At 68.8% G+C, this 26,332-nt stretch carries 23 protein-coding genes, 3 tRNA genes and 1 riboswitch; of the genes, 10 read left to right on the top strand and 16 right to left on the bottom strand.

Annotation, left to right across the window (positions count from 1 at the left end):
- Positions 1-16: 16 nt before the first annotated feature.
- The 5 genes from E0H50_RS24675 to E0H50_RS24655 all read right to left on the bottom strand — a co-directional run bounded on the left by E0H50_RS24675 (position 17) and on the right by E0H50_RS24655 (position 5,513).
- Positions 17-811, bottom strand: a complete 795-nt coding sequence (locus E0H50_RS24675) for a sirohydrochlorin chelatase (RefSeq protein ID WP_131292601.1) — start codon at positions 809-811, stop codon at positions 17-19.
- Positions 808-2,091 carry a sulfate adenylyltransferase subunit 1 gene (locus E0H50_RS24670; protein WP_131292598.1) on the bottom strand — a complete coding sequence of 428 codons (1,284 nt, stop codon included), beginning with the start codon at positions 2,089-2,091 and terminating at the stop codon, positions 808-810. Before E0H50_RS24670 ends, E0H50_RS24675 begins: the two co-directional genes overlap by 4 nt.
- Positions 2,091-3,002, bottom strand: a complete 912-nt coding sequence (gene cysD / locus E0H50_RS24665) for a sulfate adenylyltransferase subunit CysD (protein WP_238151183.1) — start codon at positions 3,000-3,002, stop codon at positions 2,091-2,093. Before cysD ends, E0H50_RS24670 begins: the two co-directional genes overlap by 1 nt.
- Positions 2,999-3,682 carry a phosphoadenylyl-sulfate reductase gene (locus E0H50_RS24660; protein WP_131292592.1) on the bottom strand — a complete coding sequence of 228 codons (684 nt, stop codon included), beginning with the start codon at positions 3,680-3,682 and terminating at the stop codon, positions 2,999-3,001. Before E0H50_RS24660 ends, cysD begins: the two co-directional genes overlap by 4 nt.
- 142 nt (positions 3,683-3,824) lie before the next feature.
- A complete protein-coding gene (locus E0H50_RS24655) occupies positions 3,825-5,513 on the bottom strand; it encodes a nitrite/sulfite reductase (RefSeq protein ID WP_131292589.1) in 1,689 nt (562 codons plus the stop codon).
- A gap of 411 nt (positions 5,514-5,924) precedes the next feature.
- Here E0H50_RS24655 and E0H50_RS24650 point away from each other — a divergent pair, with 411 nt between their 5' ends.
- From E0H50_RS24650 to E0H50_RS24640, 3 genes are all read left to right on the top strand, one after another.
- The gene (locus tag E0H50_RS24650; RefSeq protein WP_131292586.1) at positions 5,925-6,494 is read left to right on the top strand and encodes an ArsR/SmtB family transcription factor; all 570 of its coding nucleotides are present in this window, start codon (positions 5,925-5,927) and stop codon (positions 6,492-6,494) included.
- Positions 6,491-7,684 carry an MFS transporter gene (locus E0H50_RS24645; RefSeq protein WP_131292583.1) on the top strand — a complete coding sequence of 398 codons (1,194 nt, stop codon included), beginning with the start codon at positions 6,491-6,493 and terminating at the stop codon, positions 7,682-7,684. Before E0H50_RS24650 ends, E0H50_RS24645 begins: the two co-directional genes overlap by 4 nt.
- Before the next feature lie 153 nt (positions 7,685-7,837).
- Positions 7,838-9,568 carry a glycoside hydrolase family 9 protein gene (locus E0H50_RS24640; RefSeq protein ID WP_238151182.1) on the top strand — a complete coding sequence of 577 codons (1,731 nt, stop codon included), beginning with the start codon at positions 7,838-7,840 and terminating at the stop codon, positions 9,566-9,568.
- 4 nt (positions 9,569-9,572) lie between these two features.
- Here E0H50_RS24640 and E0H50_RS43095 read toward each other — a convergent pair whose 3' ends face one another.
- Complete coding sequence (locus E0H50_RS43095) at positions 9,573-9,908, bottom strand: hypothetical protein (protein ID WP_165547283.1); 336 nt, start codon at positions 9,906-9,908, stop codon at positions 9,573-9,575.
- Positions 9,909-10,070: 162 nt separating this feature from the next.
- On the opposite strand from E0H50_RS43095, the gene E0H50_RS24630 reads away from it, so the two are divergent.
- A complete protein-coding gene (locus E0H50_RS24630) occupies positions 10,071-10,514 on the top strand; it encodes an amidase family protein (RefSeq protein ID WP_165547282.1) in 444 nt (147 codons plus the stop codon).
- A gap of 70 nt (positions 10,515-10,584) precedes the next feature.
- Positions 10,585-11,082 carry an amidase family protein gene (locus E0H50_RS24625; RefSeq protein ID WP_165547281.1) on the top strand — a complete coding sequence of 166 codons (498 nt, stop codon included), beginning with the start codon at positions 10,585-10,587 and terminating at the stop codon, positions 11,080-11,082.
- A 921-nt stretch (positions 11,083-12,003) separates the two neighbouring features.
- On the opposite strand, the gene E0H50_RS24620 is transcribed toward E0H50_RS24625, so the two are convergent.
- From E0H50_RS24620 to E0H50_RS24610, 3 genes are all read right to left on the bottom strand, one after another.
- Complete coding sequence (locus E0H50_RS24620; RefSeq protein ID WP_131292572.1) at positions 12,004-12,474, bottom strand: GbsR/MarR family transcriptional regulator; 471 nt, start codon at positions 12,472-12,474, stop codon at positions 12,004-12,006.
- 125 nt (positions 12,475-12,599) lie between these two features.
- Complete coding sequence (locus tag E0H50_RS24615; protein WP_131292569.1) at positions 12,600-14,048, bottom strand: glycine hydroxymethyltransferase; 1,449 nt, start codon at positions 14,046-14,048, stop codon at positions 12,600-12,602.
- A 29-nt stretch (positions 14,049-14,077) separates the two neighbouring features.
- Positions 14,078-14,160: riboswitch (ZMP/ZTP riboswitch) on the bottom strand.
- The gene (locus tag E0H50_RS24610; protein ID WP_131292566.1) at positions 14,159-15,781 is read right to left on the bottom strand and encodes an acyl-CoA dehydrogenase family protein; all 1,623 of its coding nucleotides are present in this window, start codon (positions 15,779-15,781) and stop codon (positions 14,159-14,161) included. It overlaps the preceding riboswitch by 2 nt.
- Before the next feature lie 63 nt (positions 15,782-15,844).
- Here E0H50_RS24610 and E0H50_RS24605 point away from each other — a divergent pair, with 63 nt between their 5' ends.
- The 3 genes from E0H50_RS24605 to E0H50_RS24595 all read left to right on the top strand — a co-directional run bounded on the left by E0H50_RS24605 (position 15,845) and on the right by E0H50_RS24595 (position 19,031).
- Positions 15,845-17,020 carry a YihY/virulence factor BrkB family protein gene (locus E0H50_RS24605; RefSeq protein WP_238151181.1) on the top strand — a complete coding sequence of 392 codons (1,176 nt, stop codon included), beginning with the start codon at positions 15,845-15,847 and terminating at the stop codon, positions 17,018-17,020.
- A 155-nt stretch (positions 17,021-17,175) separates the two neighbouring features.
- Positions 17,176-18,243, top strand: coding sequence for a ribosome small subunit-dependent GTPase A (rsgA, locus tag E0H50_RS24600; RefSeq protein ID WP_131292560.1), 1,068 nt, complete (start codon positions 17,176-17,178; stop codon positions 18,241-18,243).
- Positions 18,244-18,287: 44 nt separating this feature from the next.
- Positions 18,288-19,031 carry an SDR family NAD(P)-dependent oxidoreductase gene (locus E0H50_RS24595; RefSeq protein ID WP_131292557.1) on the top strand — a complete coding sequence of 248 codons (744 nt, stop codon included), beginning with the start codon at positions 18,288-18,290 and terminating at the stop codon, positions 19,029-19,031.
- A 16-nt stretch (positions 19,032-19,047) separates the two neighbouring features.
- Here E0H50_RS24595 and E0H50_RS24590 read toward each other — a convergent pair whose 3' ends face one another.
- The 7 genes from E0H50_RS24590 to E0H50_RS24560 all read right to left on the bottom strand — a co-directional run bounded on the left by E0H50_RS24590 (position 19,048) and on the right by E0H50_RS24560 (position 23,773).
- Complete coding sequence (locus E0H50_RS24590) at positions 19,048-20,049, bottom strand: LacI family DNA-binding transcriptional regulator (RefSeq protein WP_131292554.1); 1,002 nt, start codon at positions 20,047-20,049, stop codon at positions 19,048-19,050.
- A 92-nt stretch (positions 20,050-20,141) separates the two neighbouring features.
- A complete protein-coding gene (locus E0H50_RS24585; protein WP_131292551.1) occupies positions 20,142-20,945 on the bottom strand; it encodes a hypothetical protein in 804 nt (267 codons plus the stop codon).
- Positions 20,946-21,045: 100 nt separating this feature from the next.
- Complete coding sequence (locus tag E0H50_RS24580) at positions 21,046-22,137, bottom strand: family 43 glycosylhydrolase (RefSeq protein WP_131292548.1); 1,092 nt, start codon at positions 22,135-22,137, stop codon at positions 21,046-21,048.
- Positions 22,138-22,460: 323 nt separating this feature from the next.
- A tRNA-Val gene (locus tag E0H50_RS24575) sits at positions 22,461-22,532 on the bottom strand.
- A 3-nt stretch (positions 22,533-22,535) separates the two neighbouring features.
- A tRNA-Cys gene (locus E0H50_RS24570) sits at positions 22,536-22,606 on the bottom strand.
- Between the two features lie 48 nt (positions 22,607-22,654).
- Positions 22,655-22,727: transfer RNA gene (locus tag E0H50_RS24565), tRNA-Gly, on the bottom strand.
- Between the two features lie 158 nt (positions 22,728-22,885).
- Positions 22,886-23,773, bottom strand: a complete 888-nt coding sequence (locus tag E0H50_RS24560) for a sigma-70 family RNA polymerase sigma factor (RefSeq protein WP_337590386.1) — start codon at positions 23,771-23,773, stop codon at positions 22,886-22,888.
- A 75-nt stretch (positions 23,774-23,848) separates the two neighbouring features.
- On the opposite strand from E0H50_RS24560, the gene E0H50_RS24555 reads away from it, so the two are divergent.
- A complete protein-coding gene (locus tag E0H50_RS24555) occupies positions 23,849-24,289 on the top strand; it encodes a pyridoxamine 5'-phosphate oxidase family protein (RefSeq protein WP_131292546.1) in 441 nt (146 codons plus the stop codon).
- 292 nt (positions 24,290-24,581) lie between these two features.
- On the top strand, positions 24,582-25,958 hold the full coding sequence (locus E0H50_RS24550) for a SpaA isopeptide-forming pilin-related protein (RefSeq protein WP_131292543.1): 1,377 nt from the start codon (positions 24,582-24,584) through the stop codon (positions 25,956-25,958).
- The last annotated feature ends 374 nt before the right edge of the window (positions 25,959-26,332 follow it).

Raw genomic sequence — 26,332 nt, 5'->3', positions numbered from 1 at the left:
CTGCCTGCCCGCAGGGTCAGGCGGAGTGCACCAACATCGGACGGGCGATCACCGGACGCGGGGCGGGCTCGAGGGTCAGGAGGTCGAGCCCGGCGACGCCGTACCGGAGGAGGACCAGGCGCGCTACCTCCGCGCTGACGCCGAGCGGGGCCGAGACCGCGACCGCGCCGGCGCGGCGGGACGTGGTTTCGGCGCGGTCGGGGAGTACGCCGGGCGCGAGGAACAGGGAGCCGACCGCGACGTGGCGACGGCCCTCCAGTCGCCACTGGAGCACGGCCTCGGCCGGTGACGGCGAGGCGGCGCAGACGAAGGCGGCGGTCACCGGGAGGCGGTGACGCTGGCCCCACAGCCGCGCGAGGCGGGTGACACTCGCGTTGGCGTGCGAGTCGCTCGAACCGGCCGCCGCGAGTACCAGCGCGTCCAGCTCACGGACCCGGCCGCCCTTCAGCTCGGCACGCATCCGGCGGTCGAGTACGTCGAGCAGCGTGTCGTCGTACCCGAGGACGTCGGACGCGATGATCCGCAGGTTCGGGAACCGGCTGCGCGCCTCGTCGAGGACGGCCGGTACGTCGATCCGCGCGTGGTACGCGGCCGACAGGAGCAACGGCAGGACGACGACCTCTTCGACGCCTTCGGCGGCGAGCTTGCCGAGCACCTGGTACGGCGTGGGCGGGCAGTGGTCGAGGAAGGAGGCTTCGATCCGCAGGTCGTCACGCATCTCGCGCAGGCACTTGACGAGGGCGTGGACGGTGGCGGCCGAACGCGGATCGCGGCTGCCGTGGGCGAGGACTACGAGAGCTGGCGCAGTCATAGCAGTTCCCCTTCTTCGTCGTCGATCATTCCGGCCGCGAGGGTCCACCCGTCGTGGGCGTCGATCAGCAGGAACGATCCGGTGATGGCGTTGCTGGAGTACGGGTCGGCGGCGAGCGGTGCGGCGATCTTGAGTTGCACCTTGCCGATGTCGTTCAGGTCGAGCTCGGCGGCGTCGATGACACCGAGCGTGTCGAGGTCCAGCGCGCCGGTGATCTTGGTGACGATCGCCTGCGCGGTGGTGGTGGTGTGCTTGATCAGCACCCGGGCCCCGACGGTGAGCGGCCGGTCGGACAACCAGCTGATGGTGGCGGCGAGTTCCCGGCGGGTGCCGGGGGAGTGCTCGGCGGCGACGATCACCGAGCCGCGGGCCACGTCGATGTCGTCGGCCAGCCGGACCGTGACGGCTTCACCGGCGATCGCGGACGGCCGTTCGACGACCGCGGTCGACGTGGCGGTGACGACGGGGCGGTCGATCCCGGCGATCGACGTACGGCGTCCCGCGGGCAGCACGATCACCGGGTCGCCGACCGTGACGGTGCCGGAGGCAACGGTTCCGGTGTAGCCGCGGTAGTCGCGGTACTCCTCGGTCTGCGGGCGGATCACGTACTGGACCGGGAACCGCAGTGGCTGGTTCGAGGTGTCGGTGCGTCCGTTCGCGTTCTCCAGGACCTCGAGCAGCGTCGGCCCGTCGTACCAGGAGGTGTCCGCGGAGTGCTCGACGACGTTGTCGCCGACGAGCGCGGAGACCGGGATCGCCTGCAGGTCGGCGATGCCGAGCTGATCGGCGACCTCGCCGACGTCCTTGGCGATCTTGGTGAACACGGCCTCGTCGTAGCCGACCAGGTCGATCTTGTTCACCGCGAGGACGACGTGCGGCACCCGGAGCAGGCCGGCGACGGCGAGATGCCGGCGGGTCTGCTCGAGTACGCCGTGGCGGGCGTCGACCAGGATGATCACCACGTCCGCCGTCGATGCACCCGTCACGGTGTTCCGGGTGTACTGCACGTGCCCGGGGCAGTCGGCCAGGATGAACGAGCGCTTCTCGGTCGCGAAGTACCGGTAGGCGACGTCGATCGTGATGCCCTGCTCGCGTTCGGCGCGCAGGCCGTCGGTCAGTAGGGCGAAGTCGAAGTCGCCGCCACGTGCCTCGGAGACCGTCTTCACATGCGCGATCTGGTCGGCGAGGATCGCCTTGCAGTCGTGCAGCAACCGCCCGACCAGCGTCGACTTGCCGTCGTCCACCGAGCCGGCCGTTGCCAGACGCAACAGGGTGCTCATCAGAAGTACCCCTCTCGCTTGCGGTCTTCCATCGCGGCCTCGCTGGCCCGGTCATCGGCGCGGGTGGCGCCCCGCTCGGTGATCTCGCTGGCCGCGACCTCGATGACGACCTCGGCCGCGGATGTCGCTCCGCTCGCGACCGCTCCGGTGCAGGACATGTCGCCCACGGTCCGGTACCGAACGGTGCGCCGGGCAACGGTTTCGCCGTCGCGCGGCTGCGAGTAGGGGCCGACGGCAAGCAGCATGCCGTCGCGCTCGAACACGTCCCGCTCGTGCGCGTAGTAGATGCTCGGCAGCGGGATCTGCTCGCGCTCGATGTAGTTCCAGATGTCCAGCTCGGTCCAGTTCGACAGCGGGAACACCCGCACGTGCTCACCCGGCCGGTGCCGGCCGTTGTACAGCGACCACAACTCCGGGCGCTGGTTGCGCGGGTCCCACTGACCGAACTCGTCGCGCAGGCTGAAGATCCGCTCCTTCGCCCGGGCCCGCTCCTCGTCGCGCCGGCCGCCGCCGAAGACGGCGTCGAACCGGTGCGCGTTGATCGCGTCCAGCAACGGAATGGTCTGCAGCTGGTTCCGCGTCCCGTCGGTGCGCTCCCGCAACCGGCCGTCCGCGATGTAGTCCTCAACCTTCGCCACCTCGAGCCGCAGCCCGAGCTGCTCGACGACCGCGTCGCGATAGGCGAGTACTTCGGGGAAGTTGTGGCCGGTGTCGACGTGCAGCAGCGTGAACGGCACCCCGGCCGGCGAGAACGCCTTCCGCGCCAGGTGCAGCATCACGATCGAGTCCTTGCCGCCGGAGAACAGGATCACCGGCCGCTCGAACTCCGCCGCCACCTCACGGAACACGAAGATCGATTCGCTTTCGAGCGCATCGAGCTCTGTCACTGTGTTGATCACTGGCGCGGTCATGTGTGCAACCCGCATTCCACCTTGCCGGTGCCCGCCCAGCGGCCGCTGCGCGGGTCCTCACCGGGCGCGACCTGCTGCGTGCACGGCTCGCAGCCGATCGACGGGTAGCCGTCGTACTGCAGCAGGTTCACCAGTACGCCGTTGTCCTGGATGTAGCTGTCCAGGTCCTCCTGCGTCCACGGCGCGATCGGGTTGAGCTTCACCATGTCGCGCTTCTCGTCGTACTCGACGACGGGTGTGTTCGCGCGGGTCGGCGCCTCCTCGCGGCGGATGCCGGTGACCCAGGCCTTGTAGCCGGACAGGTACCGGTTCAGCGGCTCGACCTTGCGCAGCGCGCAGCACTTGTTCGGGTCGCGGTCGTGGAGTTTCTCGCCGTACTCCGCGTCCTGCTCCGCGACGGTCTGCTTCGGGGTCGCGTTGATCAGGTGGATCGGCAGGGTCGCTGCCACCGCGTCGCGGGTCCCGATCGTCTCGGCGAAGTGGTAGCCGGTGTCGAGGAACAGTACGTCGACGCCCGGCGCCGCCTGCGCCGCCAGGTGGGGGAGCGCACCGTCGGCCATCGAGGCGGTGACGACGAGTTCGTCGCCGAACGTCTCACGGGCCCACGCGAGCACCTCCACGGCCGACGCCTCGGCCAGCCGTTCGTTCGCCTCCTCGGCGATCGTCTTCAAGTCACTCATTCCACTGTCACCCGCAACCCGATCATCTTCAGCTGGAACACCCGCGCACACGGCCGGCACTCCCACGCGCCATGGCCTTCCTCAGAGGGCCTGAGGTCCTCGTCCCCGCAGTACGGGCAGTAAAGAGGTGCAGCTCGTTCACTCACTGAAGTGCCTCCTGGTCCGCTCGGGTAACCCACTGGGCGAAGCGCTCGCCTTCGTTGCGCTCCTTCAGGAAGTTCTGGGTGACGCGTTCCACGTAATCGGTGAGGCCGTCCGCGGTGACCTTGTGACCGCGGAGCTTCCGGCCGAAGCCGGCGTCCAGGCCGAGGCCGCCGCCGAGGTGCACCTGGTAGCCCGGCACCTGGTTGCCGTCGGCATCCAGCACGAGCTGGCCCTTCAGGCCGATGTCCGCGACCTGGATCCGGGCGCACGAGTTCGGGCAGCCGTTGACGTTCACCGTGATCGGTACGTCGAGTTCGGGGATCCGCTCCTCGAGCTCGTTGATCAGCTGCGCCGCCTTCGCCTTGGTCTCGACGATCGCCAGCTTGCAGAACTCGATCCCGGTGCAGGCCATCGTGTTCCGCCGCCATGCCGACGGCTTCGCCTGGTACCCGAGCGCGTCGAGCTCGGCGACCAGCGAGTCGACCCGGTCGGCCTCGACGTCGAGTACGAGCAGCTTCTGCTGCGCGGTCGTCCGGATCCGGTCCGACCCGTGCCGCGCCACCACGTCGGCGACCTGCGCGAGCGACGTACCGGAGACCCGGCCGACGACCGGCGCGACGCCGACGAAGTACTTGCCGTCCTTCTGCTGGTGGATGCCGATGTGGTCACCCTGGATCGCGGGGACCTCGGGCGCCGGGCCGTCGATCAGCTTCCGCTTCAGGTACTTGTCCTCCAGGACCTCGCGGAACTTCTCGACGCCCCAGTCCGCGAGCAGGAACTTCAGCCGGGCCCGCGTCCGCAGCCGGCGGTAGCCGTAGTCGCGGAAGATGCTGGTGACGCCCCACCAGGCTTCGGCGACCTCGTCCAGCGGGATCCAGGTGCCGAGGCGCTGCGCGAGCATCGGGTTCGTCGACAGGCCGCCTCCGACCCACAGGTCGAAGCCGGGGCCGTGCTCGGGGTGTACGACGCCGACGAACGCGATGTCGTTGACCTCCGGTACGACGTCGTGCGACGGGTGCCCGGTGAGCGCGGTCTTGAACTTGCGCGGCAGGTTGGAGAACTCGGCGCTGCCGATGTACTTCGAGACGATCTCGTCGATGGCCGGCGTCGGGTCGATGATCTCGTCGGCCGCGATCCCTGCGACCGGGCTCGCGATGACGACCCGCGGTACGTCGCCGCACGCCTCGGTCGTGTACAGCCCGACCGCCTCCAACTGCTCCCAGATCGCCGGCACGTCCTCGATCGCGATCCAGTGCAGCTGGATGTTCTGCCGGTCGGTGATGTCGGCGGTGTCGCGCGCGTACTTGGTGGAGATCTCGGCGATCACCCGGAGCTGCTCGGTGGTCAGCTGGCCGCCCTCGACCCGGACCCGCATCATGAAGTAGCGGTCGTCCAGCTCCTCCGGCTCGAGCGTCGCGGTCTTGCCGCCGTCGATCCCAGGCTTGCGCTGCGTGTACAGACCCCACCAACGGAACCGGCCGCGCAGGTCGGCGGGGTCGATCGAGTCGAAGCCGCGGTGCGCGTAGACGTTCTCGATCCGGGCCCGGACGTTCAGGCCGTCGTCGTTCTTCTTGTTCTCTTCGTTCTTGTTCAGCGGCTCGCGGTATCCAAGCGCCCACTGGCCTTCGCCCTTGCCCTTGCGGGGGCGGGCCGGTTTGCGGGCGGGGGAGGTGACGCCGGCAGTCATCCGGGGCGTGTCCTTGTCCTCGTGACAGGTGCGAACCTGCGGGCGGACTGATCGAAGCGTCGTCGGTTCGATACGTTCCGCGCGGTGCGCACCCAGCGGTGATCGGGGGTGATCAGGGGCCGTCATTGGCCCTGGCAGGGTGGCTGTCAGAACATCGAAGGACAACAGATGGCGCTGCGCATCCGCCCGAGGTCGACATGAATGCGACCTACGAGGTGGGTGGAGAGGGCAGCGAGCATGTCCACAAGCGTCAGCGCCAACCGCTGACAAATCAACTCCCATTCCTACATCCTGAGACGCAATCTCACGATACGGCTATCTCTACCAGTCTGGTGTTGATTGAATCGGCTATGGAATGCGTCGCACAAGAGTTCTTGTGCAAGAGTTCTTGTGGAAGCTACGGTGCTGTTCATGACACCTCCGAACCGCCGGACGGTGACACCGTCCGTCCTCGCCGCCATGCACCACCCGCTGCGCCGCCGGCTACTTGACCTGATCCACATCAACGGGCCCGCGACCGCGTCCCGGCTGGCCGACGCCACCGGAGAACTTGTCGGCAATATCAGCCATCACCTGAAGGTTCTCGCGTCCGCGGGCGTGATCGTCGAAGCTCCGGAGCTGGCCAAGAACCGCCGCGAGCGGTGGTGGAAGCTCGGCGACACCTCGGGGTACTCCTGGTCGATCGCGGACGCTGCCGGTGATCCGGCGGCCGAGTTGGTGGCGGCCACGGCCGAGGACGCGAACCTGGCCCATCACGTCGGCAAGGTGCGCCAGTGGTTCGACATGCGGTACGAGTTCGAGGAGCCCTGGGTGCGGGCGGCGTACGCCACCGAGAGATGGCTCACATTGACGCCCGATCAGCTCAGCGAGCTGAGTGAACGGATCGAGGACCTCGTCCGGTCGTACTACGAGAACCCGGCCGAGGGTGACGATGCGCATCGGGTCTTCTTCTTCGCCCACGCCGTACCCGCCCGGCCATGAGCACGACGGTCTTCCCGCCGCTCCGGAGAGACCGTCGGGTGCACGGATGGATCGCGTCGGCCGCGGTGTCGCAGGCCGGCGACATGGCCTGGTACGTCGGGCTGGCGTGGAGTGCCGCACAGGTCACGAGCCCGGCCGGTGCGGGTCTGGTGATGGGGATCGGAGCGCTGCCGAAGGCGCTCATCCTGCTGTACGGCGGTGCGCTCGCGGACCGTTTCGACGGCCGCCGGACGATGATCCTCGCCAACCTGGCGCGGATCGTCGTCCTGGTGGTGGCCGCGACGGCGGTGGCGGTCTGGGGGCTCTCCCTAGCACTGCTAGTGGTTGTGGCGGTCGTGTTCGGCGCGGTCGACGCGCTCTACACGCCGGCGTCCGGGACGCTGCCGCGGCGCATGGTCCGCTCGGAGGACCTGGTCAAGCTGTCGGCGGGTTCCCAGCTGGCGCAGCGGCTCGCGGTCTTCGCGGGCGCCCCGCTCGGCGGACTGCTGGTTGCGCACGGCGGCCTGATCACCGTGATGATCGTCGACGCGGCGTCGTTCGTGGTGATCGCGGTGGCGCTGGCGTTCCTGGTGAAGCCGCGCCTCCCGCAGCCGGTCTCCACCGGCCACTCGATCCGCGCCGACCTGCGCGACGGGTTCGCCTACCTCAAGCGGGACGCCCGGGCGCGGACGCTGGTGATCGCGTTCTCGGGCCTGAATCTGTGCGTCGGCCCGATCCTCGCCGTCGGCCTGGTGCAGCGCACCCACTCCGCCGGCTGGGGCTCGGCCTGGTACGGCTGGTTCGAGGCGTGCTCGGGGGTCGCGGCCGCGGTGGGTGCACTGGTCGCGATGCGCTGGAAGCCGGCCGACCTGGCGCGGTCCGGTCTGCTCACGCTGGTCGTCCAGGCGGCCGGGTGCGCGATGATCGGGCTGATGCCGAAGCTCGGTGTCTTCGTCGCGATGGCGATGATCGGCTGTACGGCGGGGATCGCGTCGGCGCAGCTGTCCGCGGCGTTCCAGCAGAGCGTGGACCCGACGTACCTGGGGCGCAGCTTCAGCATCGTGAACCTGTCCGACGAGGCGATGATGCCGCTCGCGATGGTCGGCTTCGGGGCGCTGATCAGCCTGTCGGGGATCGCGGTGGCGTGCGTGCTGGTGGCCGCCGGTTTCGCGGGCCTCGTGCTCTGGGCGGCGGTCCGGGTCGATCGCTGAGGTCTGTACTCCGGGAGTCCGGTGCGCTACCGTCCGTTCAAGTAATAGGAAACTTTCCTAACGATTGGTCGGAGGGAGACAGTCGTGGGGTCCTGGCGTCGGGTCGGAGCGATGGTTCTGGCAGCGGGTCTGGTCGTGGGGTCGGTGGGTCCGGTGAGTGCGGCAGATGGTGTGGCCGGGGCGGTTCGCGTGAATCAGCTCGGGTACGGCGCCTTCGACGGCAAGGCGGCGTACGTGCTGAGCCGTTCGGCCGTGACCCGCTACGCGGTTGTGGACCGGCATGGGCGCCGGGTCCTGAGCGGCCCGGTCGGCAAGGACGTGGGGGAGTGGAACGCGGCGTACCCGCACGTCTATCAACTGGATCTGTCCGCGCTGAAGGTGCCGGGGACCTATCGGATCGAGGTGCCGGGCCTGCCATCGGCACCGTTCGAGATCCGGGCGTCGTCGGACCGCCTGCTGACCGGCGCCAAGGACAAGGCCGTCTCCTTCTTCACGGCTCAGCGCGACACGGCGCACCGCAACGACGCGCGGGCACTCGTCTACGAGACGCCCGAGTTCGTGGATCCGGACACCGACCAGACCGTCGGCGAGCTGCAGCGGATCGGCGGGCCGGTCGACGTCACCGGCGGGTGGTACGACGCGGGCGACTACCTCAAGTTCACGCACATCGCGGCGTACTCGGATTCGTTGCTGTGGGCATCGGCCCGGGATGCGCGACGGCCGGACCGGAAGGTGCCGGCGGAGGCGCGGCACGGGCTGGACTGGCTCGGCAAGATGTGGGACGAGCGGACGCGGACGCTGTACATCCAGGTCGGCGTCGGGACCGGCAATGCCGAGGAGACGTTCATCGGCGACCACGACATCTGGCGGCTGCCCGGTGTCGACGACAACCTCACCGATCCGTCGGAGCGCTTCCTGCGGAACCGCCCGGTGTTCCGCGCCGCGGCCCCGGGGCAGCCGATCAGCCCGAACCTCGCCGGTCGTACGGCGGCGGCGTTCGCGCTCGCCGCGCAGGTCGAGCCGGACCGGGCGTCGGCCCGTCGGCACCTCGAAACGGCAGCCCAGATTCTCGCGCAGGCTCAGACGAAGAACGTCGGCCAGTTGGTGACCTCGCTGCCGTTCGCGTTCTACCCGGAGACGGCGTGGCGGGACGATCTCGAGCTGGGCGCCACCGAACTCGCCCTGGCTGCTCGGCGATTGGGTGACCCGCGGGGCCGGACCTGGCTGAAGCAGGCGGCGTACTGGGCGACGCAGTACATCGAGCACGAGGCGGGCGGCGACACGCTCAACCTGTACGACGTGAGCGCGTTGGCGCATGCCGATCTGATCCGGGCCGCGCGCACCGATCGGCCGCTCGTGTCCAAGCTGGTCGGCGATCTGCGGGCTCAGTTGGAGATCGGGGCGTCGCGGGCCGCGGCGGATCCGTTCCGGGCGGGAGCGCAGTACGACAACTTCGACGCCGTACCGCATGCCTTCGGGCTCGCCGCGACCGCGCGGCTCTACCGGACGGCGACGGGAGACCGGCGGTACGACGCTTTCGGGCAGCAGCAGCTCGACTGGAACTTCGGGGCGAACGCGTGGGGTGTGTCGTTCATGGTCGGCGTCGGCCGGAACGCGGAGCGCTGTCCGCACCACCAGATCGCGAACATCACCGGCCGCACGCTGACCGGGGCGGTGGTCAACGGGCCCAACTCCGCGTCCCTGTTCGATGAAGGGCTCGGGGATCACCTCGACGGGATGAACCCGTGTCCCGCCGACGGTGTCGACCGGTACGCCGAGTTCACCGGCCACGGCTCGCGCTACGTCGACGACGTGCGCTCCTGGCAAGCCTCGGAACCGGCAGACGACTTCGCCGCGATCGCCGTCTACGCGCTGAGTCGGTGACGGCTCATGTGGTCCGCTGCTGCCGCACACGCCGCGTCATGACCACACCGGGGATGCCGAGCCCGAGCAAGAACGGGATCGCGCCGAAGATCGCGAACCAGAGAAAGATGGCGAGGTAACCATAGGCAGCGTTGTCCACGTCCGCGTCCGCCACTGCAAGCAGGACAAAGCTCGCCACGAGCGCAACCACCATGAGGACCGCGACGGCGATTGCCAGCCCGATGAGAATCCGGGCCCATCGCCGATAGGCGGCGCTGATCACCCGGACTTGCGGTGGCGCGTACGCCGCAGGCCCACCAGGCATCTGAGGCGGGTGAGGGGGCGGCTGCTGTTCGGACATGGGCCCTTTTCTACTGTGTGCGGCCCCGAAACACCATTTACGCTCTGAGTCGGTGACTCACAGGAGGCGTGGATGGCGTTGGGCAAGTCGAAGCCGGAAGCAACCAAGTCGAATCACGATCAAAGCGAGTGGCTCGACCGTCGCCTCCACCCTCGTCGCCCAATGACCGCTCGGGCTGTTGCTGAGCAGGTGCGGTCGGGGGCGGTGTCTGCGCTGGAGATCGTAAACCGCGCTCTCCAGGCGGCCCGGGAGTTCGATCCGGTGCTGCATTTCCTGGATGAGCTGGACGCGGACCGGGCACTTCGTGCTGCCGAGCGGTTGGAGCCGAGTGGGCCGTTGGCCGGCGTACCGTTCCTGATCAAGGCGCGTACGCCGCCGGAGTCGCCGATCCTGTCCCGGCTGATCGCCGCAGGCGCGATCCCGATCGGCTGGGCGACACGGGCGCGACCGGGTGCGGTCTCGCTGACGTTCGGATGGAACGGGACCGAGTACACCCGCAATCCGTGGGATCTCACGCGGTCGCCGGGCGGCTCGACCGCGGGTGGAGCGGCGCGGCCCGCACCGCCTCGACCCCACAGCCCTACCGCACTGGCCGAGCGACCTTGAGCACCCACCAACCAAATCTGACGGCGATTCATGGTTGGTGGATGCTCAAGGACAGGGCAGGCGGTGGCGGGTGGCGTATCGGTCGACGCTGGGGGCGTCGCCGGCTGATCCGGACGTGGATCGCGTTGTGCGGGAGCGGCTGGCCACGGCGGGTGTCGACGTGGTCGACGTACCGCTGGAGCTGGAGTCGACGGAGGAGGCTTGGCCGGTGCTGTCGGACCTCGACAACGGGCGCGGCGCGGAGGCTGCCGCCGCGAATCGGGCTCGCTTCATCAGGGATCACAACAACACCGCGCTGGCAGATCTGTTCACCGCGGTGGATGTGCTGGTCACACCGACCACACTGACCGTTGCCCACGGCTACGACCAGCACGAGCAGAACATCATCACCGCCGACCCGTGCTGGATCTTCAACGTCACCGGCCATCCCGCGGTGAGCGTTCCCGCCGGTCTGTCGGACGGGCTCCCGGTGGGGATGCAGGTTGTTGCGCCGCACGGGGCTGATGAGATTGCGCTGGCGGTGGCCCGCCGCCTCCAGGTCGTGCTGCCTCCGCCGCCTGTTCGGTGACCGTCGGCGGCAGCGCCTTGGCCACGACGTCGATCGCCGACGCCAGCCGCTGGTCGGTTCGGGTCTCACCGCGAGCGGTCGGGGAGCGGAGCGGCTCGGGTTTCACGAAGTCGGCGACGGCCGCCACGACCTCCGGCGTGTAGACGTCCTCGGACGTCGCGGCGGCCGGTGCGACGGACCCGGTCGGCGGCCGGAAGACCTCTTTGAGCTCGATCCGAAGGAACTTGACCAGTTCCTTCGCCCGGAGAAAGCGGCTCCGACGGAGGATCGCTCGTTCGCCGGTGAGGGTCGCGGTGTCGCGCCAGTGGACGTCGCACATGATCCGGCCGAGCTGGAACCCCGGATTCGTCTCGCCGCCGGGATACCCGCGCGCATTGCCGTGCGTGAAGAACTCGCTGTAGAACGCGCCTTCGTCCTCGTACTTCAGCACGTTCCAGGCCCGGAACGGATCCGTCGGCAGGTCGCCTCGCACCCACGCCTCGTCCATCAGCGCGTGCGACGTCGCGTTCAGCGGCCGATGGCCGACATAGCGGTACTGCGGTTGCTCACCACGCCGGCGCCGGTCGTACTCGGCGATGATCTGCGGCCACTCGTCGGCGGACACCGCACGCGCCAGGCGCGACGCGAACGACGTCCGCGCACGCAGCTCGGCCCGCGACGTGACCGGGTGATCGGTGCGCCCGGTCATCGTCTCGAGCTTGTCCATCACGAAGGTCCCGCCGTGCGGCCCGACCCGCTCCCAGCGGGTGACCTTCAGCGACGGGCGGTTCGGTCCGCCGGTGACGGCGTTCAGCGCGCGCAGGGCCGCGATCCCGATGCGGTAGAGCGGGACCCGGCGGCGCATGATGCGCGTCTCCCACGCGGTGCGGTACGAGCTGTTCAGCCACGCCGTACCGACGAGCTGCTTGGCTTCGCGGCGGTTCATCGCGGGTGTTTCGCCCGCCACTCCTTGATCATCTGGTCCATGTCGGCGTGGATGAACGCGAAGAAGTCGGCGGCCTCGGTCAGCCGCTGGCCGACGGGGGAGTCCTCGCCGAACAGTGATGCGCCGGAGCGGCTGGTCGACTCCCACTCGGTGAGCGCGAGGTTGCGGCGCTCCAGGATCGCGGCGAAGACGTCCTCGCGGATCCGGTAGTGGTCCTTACGCGAGCCCGGCAGCCGCTCGCGGGAGATGAACGAGACCTGGAGCAGCTGGCGGACGGCGCCGGACACGGCCGGCTGGCTGATCTGCAGCAACTCGGCGAGCTCGGCCGCCGTCATCGTCCCGTTCGGGCTGACCAGCATCGCGCCCATCACCCGGGCCGACATCGTCGGTACGCCGCTGTTCGCCAGCACGCCCGCGAAGCGCTCGACGAACTGACTGACGGCCTCCCGGCTCGGTTCCGCACCCATGGTTGAAGCTTACAGTAATCTGATCTATCGCAACTATCACAGACTTCTGATCAGGGCCACGCAGGGCGCCTGACCAGAACAGCGCCCGCTCCCGGATATCCAGGAGCGGGCGCTGTCGGAGTGGGTCAGCTGAGCTCGAGGCCCGGGTAGAGCGGGAACTTGTCGAGCAGCTCGGCCGAGGCGGCCTTGGTCTTGTCGGCGACGCCGTCGGCGAGGACGTACTTCGCCTTGGACGGGGCGCCCGCAGCGGTCGTCGTCGGTGTCGTGGAGGACAGGACGTCGACGATCAGCTCGGCGACGCGGTCGAACTCGTCGCCGCCGAAGCCGCGCGTGGTGAGCGCCGGCGTACCGATCCGGACGCCGGAGGTGTACCAGGCGCCGTTCGGGTCACGCGGTACGGCGTTCCGGTTGGTGACGATGCCCGCGTCCAGGAGGGCGGACTCGGCCTGCCGGCCGGTGATGCCGTACGACGAGACGTCCAGCAGCACCAGGTGGTTCTCGGTGCCGTCCGTCACGAGCTTCACGCCGCGCTTCATCAGGCCCTCGGCCAGCGTCACCGCGTTGTCCGCGACGGCCTGCGCGTAGGTCTGGAACGAGGGCTGCCGCGCCTCGGCCAGCGCGACCGCCTTGGCGGCCATCGTCTGGCTGAGCGGACCGCCGAGGACCATCGGGCAGCCGCGGTCGACGGAGTCGGCGTACTCCGGCTGGCAGAGCACCATGCCGCCGCGCGGACCGCGCAGCGACTTGTGGGTCGTGGTGGTGGTGACGTGCGCGTGCGGGACCGGGTCGAAGTCGCCGGTGAAGACCTTGCCCGCGACCAGGCCGGCGAAGTGCGCCATGTCGACCATCAGGGTGGCGCCGACCTCGTCGGCGATCTCGCGCATCTTGGCGAAGTTCACCTTGCGCGGGTACGCCGAGTAGCCGGCGATCAGGATCAGCGGCTTGAACTCGCGGGCGGCCTCGGCGACCTTGTCGTAGTCCAGCAGACCGGTCGACGGGTCGGTGCCGTAGGAGTGCTGGTTGAACATCTTGCCGGAGATGTTCGGCCGGAAGCCGTGCGTCAGGTGACCGCCCGCGTCCAGCGACATACCGAGCATCTTCTGGTCGCCGAGCGCCTTGCGGAGCTTGGTCCAGTCCTCGTCGGTCAGGTCGTTGACGTGCTTGGCGCCGGCCTCGGCCAGCGCCGGGGACTCGATCCGCTGCGCCAGGATCGCCCAGAACGCGACCAGGTTCGCGTCGATCCCGGAGTGCGGCTGAACGTAGGCGTGCGGGGCGCCGAACAGTTCGCGGGCGTGGTCGGCGGCGGTCTGCTCGACGGTGTCGACGTTCTGGCAGCCGGCGTAGAAGCGGTGCCCGATGGTGCCCTCGGCGTACTTGTCCGACAGCCAGTTGCCCATCGTGAGCAGGGTGGCGGGGGAGGCGTAGTTCTCGCTCGCGATCAGCTTCAGCGAGGACCGCTGGTCGGCGAGTTCGGACCTGATCGCGCCGGCGATGGTGGGCTCCACCGCGGCGATCACCTGCAGCGCGTTGTTGTACGCGGCCGACGCGGCGGCCGCGTCGAAGGACTGAGTCATCGTTGTCTCTCCTGCGGTTTGCAGTGGGTCGAAGGCACCCAGGCGCACGGTGCCGACGGGTTTCGCTCCCCGGTGGTTCTCCACCTTCAGCGCGCCAGTCGCGACGAGGCTCACCCTATCGTGCGCTCGACGATTTGCCCGAAGGGTGTCGTCCGCGGCAACGTGCCGAACACACCACCCCAGTCGCCGGCCAATCGAGATGCGACGAACGCGTCCGCAACGGCCGGTGTGGAATGCCGGATCAGCAAGGAAGCCTGCAGGCACAGGGCCATCCGGGCGGCCAGTCTGCGAGCCCCGGCTTCGGCGTTCTCGATGTCAGCAAGCGCTTGCAGTACGTCGTTCACCGCCGCATCCAACCGCGTATCCGCCCCCTGCACGGCGGCCATCTCGGTCAGCCAGGCCTCGAGCGACTCGGGTCGGCGCAGGGCCCGCAGTACGTCGAGCGCGTTGACGTTCCCCGACCCTTCCCAGATCGAGTTCAGCGGCGACTCGCGGTAGAGCAGCGGCAGCCCGGACTCCTCGACGTACCCGTTGCCGCCGAGGCACTCCAGCGCCTCCGCGACCATGAACGGCGTCCGCTTGCAGACCCAGAACTTGGCCAGCGGCAACGCGATCCTCCTGAAGGCCGCTGCCTGCGCATCACCCCCGAGCGCCGCATCGACTGCTGCGGCGAGGCGCATGCCGAGGGCTGTTGCCGCCTCGCTCTCGATCGCCAGGTCCGCCAGCACGTTCTGCATCGCGGGCTTGTCCGCCAGCAACCCGCCGAAGGCCGATCGGTGCCGGGTGTGCCAGATCGCTTCGACCAGCGCACGCCGCTGGAGCGCCGCCGAACCGAGCACACAGTCGAGCCGGGTCGCCGCCACCATCTCGATGATCGTGCGCACCCCGGCGCCCTCGTCGCCGAGGCGGTACCCGATCGTGCCGTGGAACTCGACCTCGCTGGAGGCGTTCGAGCGGTTGCCGAGCTTGTCCTTCAGGCGCTGCAGCGCGAACGGGTTCCGGTTGCCGTCGGCAAGAACCCGCGGTACGACGAAGCAGCTCAGCCCGTCCGGCGCCTGCGCGAGGACGAGGAACAGATCCACCTGCGGCGCCGAGCAGAACCACTTGTGCCCGTTCAGCTGGTACACATCGCCGGCGGGGGTCGCGGTCGTGAGGTTCGCCCGAACGTCGGAACCGCCCTGCTTCTCGGTCATCCCCATCCCGGCCAGTACGCCGTTCTTCGCGGCGGCCGGCAGCCGGCGTACGTCGTACTGCGTGGACGCCAACTGCGGGATCCACTCCTTCGCCAGTTGCTCGTCCGCCCTCAAAGCGGGCACGGCGGCGTACGTCATCGAGATCGGGCAACCGTGGCCCGGCTCGACCTGCGACCACAGGTAGAACCCGGCCGCGCGGGTGAGGTGCGGCGACGGGCGCTCGCTGGTCCACGGCGCCGCCTGGAGCCCGAAGCCGACAGCCTGCTCCATCAGCCAGTGCCACGACGGGTGGAACTCGACCTCGTCGATCCGGTTCCCGTAGCGGTCGTGGGTGCGCAGCACCGGCGGGTTCTGGTTCGCCGGGAGAGCGTTGGAGAGCGCCTCCTCGGACCCCGCGAGCTCGCCGATCCGGTGCAGACCGGGATCGCCGGTGAGGTCGACGTACGGACGCAGAGCGTCACCGAGAGCCGTGTCCCGGGTGAAGAAGTTCACGCCCCGCAGTGGGGGAGCCTGATTCGTTACCGCGAATGGGTCCGCCATGTCAGTACGGTAAGCGGTATGGCACGTTCTGGGGCAGGACCCACTGGTGGGAGCTCCCTCTCATTGGCATGGGTTCGCAGGGTCCCCGCGACGACCTGGAAGCTGCTCACCCAGACGATCGGCGTCTGTCTGCGCTACCGGGTCACCGGACTCGCGGCCGAGGGGGCGTTCTTCGCGATCCTCTCGCTGCCGCCGCTGATCTTCGGGCTGGCGGGCTCGCTCGGTTACATCGCGAGCAAGTGGTTCGAGGTCGAGACGATCAACGACATCAAGCAGCAGATCGTCGACCTGGCCGCCCGGGCGCTGACCGACGACTCGATCAAGAACGTCATCGCCCCGACGCTCGACCAGGTGCTGAACGGCGGCCGGCCGGACGTCATCTCGATCGGTTTCGTGCTGGCGCTGTGGTCCGGCAGCCGCGCGCTGAACGTCTTCGTCGACACCATCACGATCATGTACGGGATGGGCGGCAAGCGCGGCATCGTCCGCACCCGGGCGCTGTCGTTCTCGCTGTACTGCGCGGCGCTGGTGATCGGCGTGATCGTCCTGCCGCTGGTGCTGGCCGGACCCGACGCGGTCGACGCGCTCCTGCCGCACCGGCTGGACTTCCTGAACCAGCTGTACTGGCCTGTGGTCACGATCCTGTCCGCGGGCTTCTTGAACACCCTGTACCACCTCTCGGTCCCGATCCGGACGCCGTGGGTCTCGGACCTGCCCGGGTCGTTCCTGGCGCTGTCGATCTGGATCCTCGGCAGCTTCGTGCTCCGGTGGATCCTGCAGAGCACCGTCGGCGGTACGTCGATCTACGGCCCGCTGGCGGCGCCGATCGCCGTACTGATGTGGCTCTACATGACCGCCATCGCCGTACTGATCGGTGCGGCGCTGAACGCGGTCGTGGACCGGCTGTGGCCGCACAAGGCGCACGTCACCGAGGTCCAGCAGGCGGAGCCCGTCGAGGAGACCGAGGCTGCCGAAGAGGTCGAGCCGGTGATGAAGGCCGAGCCGGACCCGCACCACGAGGAGGGCTACGTGCCGACGCCCGCGGAGTCGGAGGAGCGCCCGGAGGCGGCTGTCGGACGGAAAGTGGAGAAGCTGGCCCAGCGGCCCCGGAAGGTCGCACCCTCCGCTGCGCCTCGACCTGAGCGTGAGCCTGAAGCTCAAGTTGAGCCTGAGGCCGCGCGGAAGCCCGCGTCGGTCGGAAAATCCGGTGCGCAGAGTGACACCGACGACCTAGGCTGACGGCATCGCGACACACGGTTCCGGCTCGGGACCGCTGGGATTCGGAAGGGAGGCACCCGCTCATGAGCTTGCAAGAGGCCCGGTGGGCCGTTGTCTCCCGTACCGTCCGTCCGCTGAGCTGATCTCGCGGCCGGACCCTCTGAAAGGTTCGCCGCATGTCAGCCACGCTTCAGGCCCTGGGACTCGACAGTTCCACGGCCGAGTTTCTGCAAACCGTCCCCGACGACCTCGTCGCGGGACGCGTCGCCCGGGTCGACAAGGGTCTGGCGACGGTCTTCACCGGGGACGGTCCGGTCCGCGCCAGCTGGTCCGGGGCGCTGCTCGCCGAGATCGCCGCCGACGCGCAGGCCGGCCCCTGCACAGGGGACTGGGTCGTCCTGCGGTTCTGGCCCGACGACCGGATCACGCTCGAGTCGGTGCTGCCGCGCTGTACGACGATTGTCCGGGCGGAGGTCGGCGGCTCGTCGCGCGGCCAGGTGCTCGCGTCGAACGTCGACGTGATCGCGATCGTCGTCGGACTCGTCCCGGAGCCGAACATCGTCCGCATCGAGCGGTTCCTCGCGCTGGCCTGGGAGAGCGGTGCGCGACCGGTCGTCGTCCTGACGAAGTCCGACCTCGTCGGGGACGCCGATTCGGTGGCCGAGGACGTCGCGGTCGCCGCGCCCGGTGCCGACGTACTCGTTTGCAGCGCCACCACCGGCGCGGGGATGGACGACGTACGGGCGCTGCTGGACGGGAACGCGACACTAGCGCTGCTAGGTTCCAGCGGCGCCGGCAAGTCGTCGCTGGTGAACGCACTGGCGGGTGTGGAGCTGCTGGATGTGCAGGACATCCGCGAGGACGGGAAGGGCCGGCACACCTCGGTACGGCGCGAGCTGATCGCGCTGCCCCAGGGCGGGGTCGTGATCGACACACCTGGGCTGCGGGGGATCGGTCTGCAGGAGAGCGGTGAGGGCATCGCCGCGGCTTTTCCGGACATCACGGCGTTGGCGGAGCAGTGCAAGTTCAAGGACTGCTCACATGTGATGGAGCCGGGGTGTGCGGTCCAGGCCGCGCTGGAGGACGGGTCGCTGCCGTACCGGCGCTACGACAGCTGGGTGAAGCTGCAACGTGAGGCGGCGTACATGGCTCGTCGCACCGACATCCGGCTGCGGAACGAGGCGAAGAAGGAATGGGTTCGGGCGGCGAAGTCCTACCGCAGGGAGTGGAAGCCGCGACCGTAGCCCCCCTGCTTCGGCTTCGTCTCTGCAGTGAAAGGATCGGTTGTATGAACCGATCGGTGCTGGTGACAGGGGCTTCGCGGGGGATCGGTGCGGCGGCGGCGCGGGCGTTCGCTGCTGCGGGTGACCGGGTGGCCATCCACTACAGCGCCTCCGCGGACGCCGCGGCGCAGGTGCTGAAGGAGCTGCCGGGGTCGGGGCATCTGACGGTGCAGGCGGATCTGGCGGATCCGACGGCGATCGAGGCGATGGTGTCGGACGCCGCAGCCGCGCTGGGCGGAATCGACGTACTCGTGAACAACGCCGGCGTGTACCACCCGCACCGGATCCGCGAGACGACGTACGCCGAATGGCAGCAGGCCTGGGCGGACACACTCGCAGTGAATCTCGTAGGCCCGTCCAACGTCACGTGGTGCGCGGTGCGGCACATGTCGCGCGGCGGGCGGATCGTGAACGTGTCCTCGCGCGGCGCCTTCCGCGGCGAGCCGAACCAGCCCGCGTACGGCGCCTCGAAGGCGGCGATCGTCTCGTTCACGCAGTCGCTGGCGCGGGCGCTGGGGCCGGAGGGGATCGCGGTGACCGCGATCGCGCCGGGCTGGACGGTCACCGACATGGCCGCGGTGAACCTGGCCGGTGACGGGTACGACCGGCGGCGGCTGGAGAGCCCGCTCGAGCGCGTGGCCGACCCGTCGGAGGTCGCGGCCGCGATTCTGTACCTGGCGTCGCGTGAGGCCGAGTTCGCGACCGGGACGGTTCTCGATTTCAACGGCGGCTCGTACCTGCGGATGTAAATCCGTTCGGCGTGGGTCAAGCGTGGTCGCCGCAGGATTCGCGGACGATCAGTTGAGGCTCCGCAAGGTGCGACCGTACGGCCGGCTCCGCACCGGAGATGACCGCGAGCAAAGCGCTCGCGGCCGTCTCACCGAGGAGGCGGCCGTTGGTCGCGACACTCGTCAGGGACGGTATCGATGCCTGAGCGGTGGCGATGTCGTCGTAGCCGATGATCCGCGTGGCCCCCGCGTGGCCCGCGTCGAAGAGGGCCCGGGCGACGCCCAGCGCGACGGTGTCGTTGTGGCAGATGATGCCGTCCGGCAGCCCGCTGCCGGCCAGTTCGTGTCCGGCCCGGATGCCGGCCTCCACGGTGGACTCGCAGGTCAGGTCGACGAGGTTGACCTCGGATCCGGACTCGGCCAAGGCCCGATGGACGCCCGTGAGCCGATCGATCCGCGCGACGCCGAGCTTGGGACCGCCGAGATAGGTGATGGATCGGCACCGGTGCGCGCGAACGAGATGGTCGGCCGCCAGATAGCCACCCAGCACCTCGTCGGAGCCGACATACGGCTCGGTGGCCCCGAGGACGTACCGGCTCAGGAAGACGGTGGGTACATCCCATGAACGAATGCTGCTGACGAGGTCATGGTTGCTGCCCGTCGCCGGAATGATCGCCAGTGCCGCCACCTGGTGCTCCCGCAGCATCCGCAGCAGCCGTGCCTGCTGGTCGAGCCGATCGCGCGTCGACACCATGAGCGCCATATACCCGCTGGCGGTGAAGGTCGACTCCACCCCGCTCAGGACCTCGCCGAAGAACGGCCGGTCGATGTTGGGCACGATCACCCCGATGGTCCGGCCCTTACGCCGCAGTGATGCCGCGCCCTCGTTGTAGACGTACCCGAGCGTCTCGATCGACGCCTGCACTCGCTCCCGGGTGGCTGTCGACACCCGGCCTGCGCCGGTGAGGACGTACGAGGCAGTGGTTCGTGACACCCCCGCGTGCCGAGCGACGTCGATCAAGGTGACTCGCCTGGCCATGCGATCACGCTAGCAGGCAGGGGCCGAAGGGGCGGACTGCCGCGGACCTTCGACCCCTCCAATCTGCGGGTAGCGCGACGACAGGATCGGCGTCAGACGGCGCGGACGTGGAAGATGGCTAGGCGGGCGTCATGCGCGTCGACGTTCATGTTGACGGTCCTGGTGGTGTTCAGGGTGATCTGCACGGAACCGTCGCCGGGCAACCAGTGCAGGCGGTCGATGCCGGTGCCGAACGCCTTCTGCTCAGCGGCCAGGTCCGACGCGGTACCGAAGTCCGGGCGGTTGGTGTCCGCACCCCAGATCACCAGCCTGCCCGCGTTGTGGTGCGCGCGTGCCCTGGCCTTGTGGATGTCCCGCATCAGCCACCACTCGTCGCGCAGGTCCGTGCGCTGGTCGCCGTTGAACGCGTTCGCGATGTAGTGGGTATTGAGCACCGCGAACTCGACGGACGGATGGTCCTCGTGCCGGACGACGACCTCGTTGAACCAGCGGGGTGGCGTCACGCCGGGAATACCGCCGTGCGCGCGCTCGGTCCGGCTGGAAACGACGACCCACGGCCTACCGACGCAGATCGGGATCCGGAAGGACGTCTCGTGGCGCAGGAACGCCTTGGTGTACAGAGGGCCGAAGTAGTGGTCGATCATCGCTTCCTCGCCGGTATCGCCCTCGCTGATCTCCTGGAAGCAGACCAGCGGCCGGTTCTCGCCGTCGGCGTTGCGTACGGCGTCGAACGCGGCGTCCCGGGCTCCGAGGTTGTCCCGGCCGACGTTCGCCGTGATCACCGGCAGGCGGAACCAATCGGTGGCCGCCGATGCGGTACCCGTGCCCGCGATGGCACCGGCGAGCACGCCGCCGCCGAGGGTGAGCGCCCTGCGCCTGCTTATCTTGCTCGTCATGGTCGGACTCCTGTCAGGTGAATGATTGGACAGAGGTGGGCAACAGATCGTGCCGAGGACGCCGGCGGCCGTTGGGCCGGCCGGTGGATCGCCGGTCGGTTCATTCGACGTAGAAGCCGCTGGAGTCGAGCTTCAGCTCCCCGATGATCGGGTGGCGCTTGCCGGTCGCGGTGTCGTACCAGGCCCAGACGACGCACCGGCGGTTGCCTTCGGTGGAGAAGGCGGCCATGGCGCCGGGGCCGGTGTGGTTGCCGGGCAGCCCTCGGTACGGCCCGAGCCCTCCGCTGCCTGTGTAACCGAAGTAGGGCTGGTTGGCGCCGTCTTTCAAGAGAGTGCAACGGCTGGACGGAATCGGATTGGTCCCGCAGTCGGCGATGCCGGTCGCGTAGCGGGCACTGTTCCAGTTGTTGCCGGAGAACAGCAGATAGTAGTGCCCAGCTCCGCCGACGAAGATCGAAGGATTCTCGATGACATGGGTGCTGCCGGAGTCATTGACGGTGTCCCAGACCAGATCGGTGCTTTTCAGTGCGTCGCGGCGGGTGTTCCAGAGCGCGAAGCCGTCGGAGCCGACCTGGACGATGGAGATGCCGGTCTCCGGGTAAGAGGTGATCGCGTCGTCGCGATAGGCGACGTAGAGCTTGCCGTTGGCAACGAACGGGTTCGGGTCGATGGCCCACCGGCCGCCGCCGGGACAAGCCCAGATACCCTTGTTGGTAAAGGGGCTCTTGGCTCCGCCTGAGGTGGCCAGGCCGATGCATTTCTGGCTGGTGCCGGCCTTTGTCGCCGTGTAGTACATGTAGTAGGTGCCGTTGAACTGTGTCACACCGGGCGCCCAGACAGCGCCGTTGTCCACCGCCCACGAACCCGGGCCGGAGGGGAGCGCGTCGCCGGCGACGCAGTCCGACATGCTGACCGTGTCACCCGATCCGTGGTTGAGGAAGGGTACGTACAAGGTGACGCCGCTCTGGGCGCCGCAGCGGGGGCCGGCACCGGAGCCGACGGTCGTGCCATAGGTGACGTAAGTGCCGTCGATGGCCTGCACGGTGCTCGGGTCGGCCAGGCTGAACGACGATGAGCCGGTGGACGCCGGCGCTGCGGTTGCGCCGGGAGCGCCCGGCGCGACCGCTCCGGTGACCGTCAGTGCGAGTGCCAATGCCGTCGCGAGCAGCGACGTCTTCCGTGATCTGGTCATGGATCCTCCTTCGTCGAACCCGGAGAGGTCTGTCCGGGTGGGCGGATATCCGTCACATCGATTCCGGCGTCGACGGAAATGAGTAACGGGCGACGAGATGAATTCTGAGCCTGCATAATCGATTCAGCAACAGCCTGAGCCGAGTGCTGACGAACGGGCCGGTGACTGCCGGAGGTGACCACGGGAGCCGAGCGAAGTGAAGGCGCGAAGGGGCGCGGGTGGCGGAGCCCCCGCTCGCGGCAAGCGGAGCGCAGCCGCACAAATGACGAAGGCGAGGCGGTCAGCGCAGGAATCTGCGCGACACACCTCGCCTATCGCCTTCGTGGACGATACTGGGATCGAACCAGTGACCTCTTCCGTGTCAGGGAAGCGCGCTACCGCTGCGCCAATCGTCCTCGAGGTGGAGACGGGATTCGAACCCGTGTACACGGCTTTGCAGGCCGTTGCCTCGCCTCTCGGCCACTCCACCGTGTGGCCGATCCGCCACTGAGGACGGTGGCCTGCCGAATCTTCTCCGAGCGGACGACCGGGTTCGAACCGGCGACCTCAACCTTGGCAAGGTTGCGCTCTACCAACTGAGCTACGTCCGCACTGCGCTCCGGGGCGTTTCCGCTCGGTGCGAGAGCAGAACAGTAGCGCACTTTCCGCCCGGACAAAAACCCGATTTCACCGGGTCGGGTCGAGCCTGAATCGCACCCCATCCGTCACACGAGTCCCATCGATCCTGTCCACTCGCCACGCCGTTCGATCACCCCTTCAACGACACCAGATCGACGTTTTCGAGGTACTCCGCATCGCCCCGGAGATCGATCGCGGCGACACGCCCGTCGACCACGGTGAAAGAGAACACAACCAGCGGTTCACCGCGCTGCATCCACACCAGGCCAGGCATTCCGTCGACGAGCACCAGCTTCGCCGCGGCCGCGCGCCCGGAGAACTCCTGCGCCACCCGGTCGGCTCCCGCGAGCCCCGGCGTACCGCCGTAGGCCGCTGCGCCCGCGTCGCTTCGTACGACGACCTCCGGGTCGAGCACGTTCAACAGCGCCGAGAAGTCCGCACCCCGCGCCGCGGCGAGGAAGGCGGTGACGACCTCCTTCTGCCGCACCACGTCGACGTCGGTCGGTTCCGGCGTACCGCGGACCCGCCGGCGCGCCCGGCTGGCGATCTGACGCGCGGCGGCGGGCGACTTGCCGATGATCGGCGCGATGTCCTCGAACGGTACGGCGAACAGATCGTGCAGGACGAACGCGAGCCGCTCGGCCGGCGACAGCGTCTCGAGAACCACTAGCAGTGCTAGCCCGACCGAATCGGCCTGTACTGCTTCGAGCTCGGGATCCGGTACGACGTCGTCCGCCAGGCCCGGGGAGTGGTCGCCGACCGGCAGCTCGGGCCGCCCGCGCCGGGTCCGCAGCATGTCCAGGCAGATCCGCCCGACCACGGTCGTCAGCCAGCCGCCGAGGTTGTCGATCGTCGCGGTGTCGCTGCGACTCAGCCGGATCCAGGTCTCCTGGACCGCGTCCTCGGCCTCGGGTTCGGAGCCCAGGATCCGGTACGCGACAGCTCGCAGCCGGTCCCGGTTGTGCTCGAACCGCGTCGCGAGCCAGTCGTCCCCGCCCATTCCGACCACATCCTTCACCTGTCACACTGACCGGCCGAGCGCCGTCATGCGATTGACGGAGTACGAGCACCAGATGTGACAGAGGAGTGAGCGATGACGGCAGAGGCCCGCCCGTTGGAGGTCCGCAAGCAGGACGTCCTGAACCGTCTGGAGAAGGACGTCGACGCCTGGGTGTCCACGGCCTCGCTCGACGGTACGCCGTACCTGATGCCGCTCTCGTTCCTGTGGAGCGACGGCACGCTGCTGCTGTCGACAGCGCGGACGAACCCGACGGCGCGGAACCTGCTGACTAATCCCGTCGTACAGCTGACGCTGGGGGAGGTGCGTGACGTGATCCATGTGGCCGGCACGGTTGCGGTCGTCGAGGTGTCGGAGGCCGAGGGCGACGCGTTCGCGGCGAAGGCCGGCTTCGACCCGCGTCCGTTGGCGAACTACCCGTTCTTCCGGGTCACGCCGACGAAGGTCCAGGCCTGGCGCGAGGTCAACGAACTCAAGGACCGCGTCCTGCTGGACAACGGGATCTGGCTCGTTTGACGCGCGCGCAGACCTGTTGTCATCGCGCGATTTCGCCCTGCTACGGCACGCGGCGTGGCCGGTCGGGCCGTGGCGGTAGTGGCCGTGATCAACCGTTGTACGGCGGCTCTCGCGGGCGTAGCGTCAACAGCGGAATTCTGGCGACGCGGCCGGCTGGGGGGCTGGTGTGCGACCCTGCCTCGGGGGATGGGGACGCACCGGCCGCGTAGGGAGGGCTACGCGCGCGCCTCGCCGTGAGGAGACCACCCGGCCGATGCCCGGTCCGGGATCTGGATCTCCGAGGGGGAAGACAATGACGTCTTCGTTGGACGCCGGCTCGCGGGCCGGCACTTCACGCAGGATGCGGCGGCCGCTGGTCTGGGCCGCGGGGCTGTTGCTGGTGGCAAGCGCCCTGATCGTATCTCCCGCAGCGGCCTCGCATCCCGAGGTCAGTCTGGCGGGCAGCAATTTCGAGATCGACACCGACGCGAACCTCAAGGTCGACGACGCGGCGCCGTCGATCGACTGGGCCTCCGTCACCGAGACTCGGAAGGCAGACAAACCCACCGGTGCCACGGACGACTCGTTCGGCCAGGGCACCAAGGAGGACACGGCGGTGCCGACGGTCGTCGACGGCAGCATCCCGCCGAACAAGAGCGACCTGCTCAACTTCGGTGTCTACCTGGAGGACACCGCGACCACCGACTTCCTGCACCTGTTCTGGCACCGCGTGCAGGAGCCGTCCGGAACCACCAACATGGACTTCGAGTTCAACAAGTCCCTGACCACCAGTGCCAACGGCATTACTCCGGTCCGGACCGCAGGCGACGTACTGATCCAGTACGACCTGTCACAGGGCGGCACCAACCCGGTGCTTTTCCTGTCCCGTTGGCTGACCACCGGGCCGACCTCGGCATGCGAGGCTTCGAACAGCCTGCCCTGCTGGAGCGACAAGCAGAACCTTTCGGCGCAGGGCGACGCAACCGGGTCGATCAACACCACGGCGATCCCGGCAGCCGACTCCGACGGCCTGGCCACGTCCCCGAACGTGGTGTCGTCGCGGACGTTCGGTGAGGCGTCGATCGACTTCTCGGCGCTCGGCGGCGGCACGGATCCATGCGTGTCGTTCGGTAGCGCGTACCTGAAGAGCCGGTCGTCCGACTCGTTCACCGCGGCGCTGAAGGACTTCATCGCTCCCGCACCGCTCAACCTCGCCAGCTGCGGCGCGATCAAGGTCACCAAGACGAGGAAGCACGCGGCCGACGGGCCTGGCTCACATCCGCACGCAGGCGTCCCCTTCACCGTGAACGGCGTCACCCAGACCACCGACGCCAACGGCGAGACGTGCTTCGGCAACCTGCAGTTCGGCAGCTACTCGGTCACCGAGACCCTACCGACCGGCTACGTCGCCGACGGTCCACTCACAAAGACAGTCGTAGTGGACAACGTGGCAAGCTGCACCGCCACGCCGTACACAGGTGAAACCGTCACCTTCGGCAACACCCCGCTGACCGACCTCTCCGTCTCCGTCAACTCACAAATCGACGGTGGCACCGCCTCAACCATGGTCTGCACCGGCCCCACCGGCACCGTAGCCACCGGCACCACCGGAACGAACGGCGACGGCTCAACCTCAGCAACCAACCTGCCCCCGGGCACCTACACCTGCACCATCGTCATCGACCCGTAAACAAGACCCCGCCCCATCCCTCCAACCGGGGCAGAGCCAACGAGCCCGGGGTGCCCAACACCCCGGGCTCACCCACCCCACGCCGGCGAGCGAGCCGCCCAACCCAACCCCGGAACCGAGCGAAGCGAAGGCCTCCACCCGCGCGGCAGTTGGACGCGTGGTGAGTGGCCCGCGAAACCCGACCCACGCGGGTGAGCTAACTGCCTAACCCGACCACCGCAGCCGAGCGAAGCGAAGGCGCCCACGCACGGGGCAGTTGGACGTGTGGTGAGTGACCCACGAACCCGACCCACGCGGGTGAGCGAACTACCCAACCCAACCACCGCAGCCGAGCGAAGCGAAGGCGCAAGGGGGGGTGCGGGTGGCGGAGCCCC

Source organism: Kribbella sindirgiensis (assembly GCF_004331435.1).
In the GTDB taxonomy this organism is placed as follows: Bacteria; Actinomycetota; Actinomycetes; order Propionibacteriales; family Kribbellaceae; genus Kribbella; species Kribbella sindirgiensis.
The sequence above is the reverse complement of the archived record's forward strand: the minus strand, read 5'-3'. Positions and strand labels throughout refer to the sequence as shown.

Bases quoted from the DNA above. Each gene is read 5' to 3' on its own strand.
- E0H50_RS24675 (WP_131292601.1), bottom strand. From the start codon at position 811: ATGACTGCGCCAGCTCTCGTAGTCCTCGCCCACGGCAGCCGCGATCCG.
- E0H50_RS24670 (WP_131292598.1), bottom strand. From the start codon at position 2,091: ATGAGCACCCTGTTGCGTCTGGCAACGGCCGGCTCGGTGGACGACGGC.
- cysD (WP_238151183.1), bottom strand. From the start codon at position 3,002: ATGACCGCGCCAGTGATCAACACAGTGACAGAGCTCGATGCGCTCGAA.
- E0H50_RS24660 (WP_131292592.1), bottom strand. From the start codon at position 3,682: ATGAGTGACTTGAAGACGATCGCCGAGGAGGCGAACGAACGGCTGGCC.
- E0H50_RS24655 (WP_131292589.1), bottom strand. From the start codon at position 5,513: ATGACTGCCGGCGTCACCTCCCCCGCCCGCAAACCGGCCCGCCCCCGC.
- E0H50_RS24650 (WP_131292586.1), top strand. From the start codon at position 5,925: ATGACACCTCCGAACCGCCGGACGGTGACACCGTCCGTCCTCGCCGCC.
- E0H50_RS24645 (WP_131292583.1), top strand. From the start codon at position 6,491: ATGAGCACGACGGTCTTCCCGCCGCTCCGGAGAGACCGTCGGGTGCAC.
- E0H50_RS43095 (WP_165547283.1), bottom strand. From the start codon at position 9,908: ATGTCCGAACAGCAGCCGCCCCCTCACCCGCCTCAGATGCCTGGTGGG.
- E0H50_RS24630 (WP_165547282.1), top strand. From the start codon at position 10,071: ATGACCGCTCGGGCTGTTGCTGAGCAGGTGCGGTCGGGGGCGGTGTCT.
- E0H50_RS24620 (WP_131292572.1), bottom strand. From the start codon at position 12,474: ATGGGTGCGGAACCGAGCCGGGAGGCCGTCAGTCAGTTCGTCGAGCGC.
- E0H50_RS24615 (WP_131292569.1), bottom strand. From the start codon at position 14,048: ATGACTCAGTCCTTCGACGCGGCCGCCGCGTCGGCCGCGTACAACAAC.
- E0H50_RS24610 (WP_131292566.1), bottom strand. From the start codon at position 15,781: ATGGCGGACCCATTCGCGGTAACGAATCAGGCTCCCCCACTGCGGGGC.
- rsgA (WP_131292560.1), top strand. From the start codon at position 17,176: ATGTCAGCCACGCTTCAGGCCCTGGGACTCGACAGTTCCACGGCCGAG.
- E0H50_RS24595 (WP_131292557.1), top strand. From the start codon at position 18,288: ATGAACCGATCGGTGCTGGTGACAGGGGCTTCGCGGGGGATCGGTGCG.
- E0H50_RS24590 (WP_131292554.1), bottom strand. From the start codon at position 20,049: ATGGCCAGGCGAGTCACCTTGATCGACGTCGCTCGGCACGCGGGGGTG.
- E0H50_RS24585 (WP_131292551.1), bottom strand. From the start codon at position 20,945: ATGACGAGCAAGATAAGCAGGCGCAGGGCGCTCACCCTCGGCGGCGGC.
- E0H50_RS24580 (WP_131292548.1), bottom strand. From the start codon at position 22,137: ATGACCAGATCACGGAAGACGTCGCTGCTCGCGACGGCATTGGCACTC.
- E0H50_RS24555 (WP_131292546.1), top strand. From the start codon at position 23,849: ATGACGGCAGAGGCCCGCCCGTTGGAGGTCCGCAAGCAGGACGTCCTG.
- E0H50_RS24550 (WP_131292543.1), top strand. From the start codon at position 24,582: ATGACGTCTTCGTTGGACGCCGGCTCGCGGGCCGGCACTTCACGCAGG.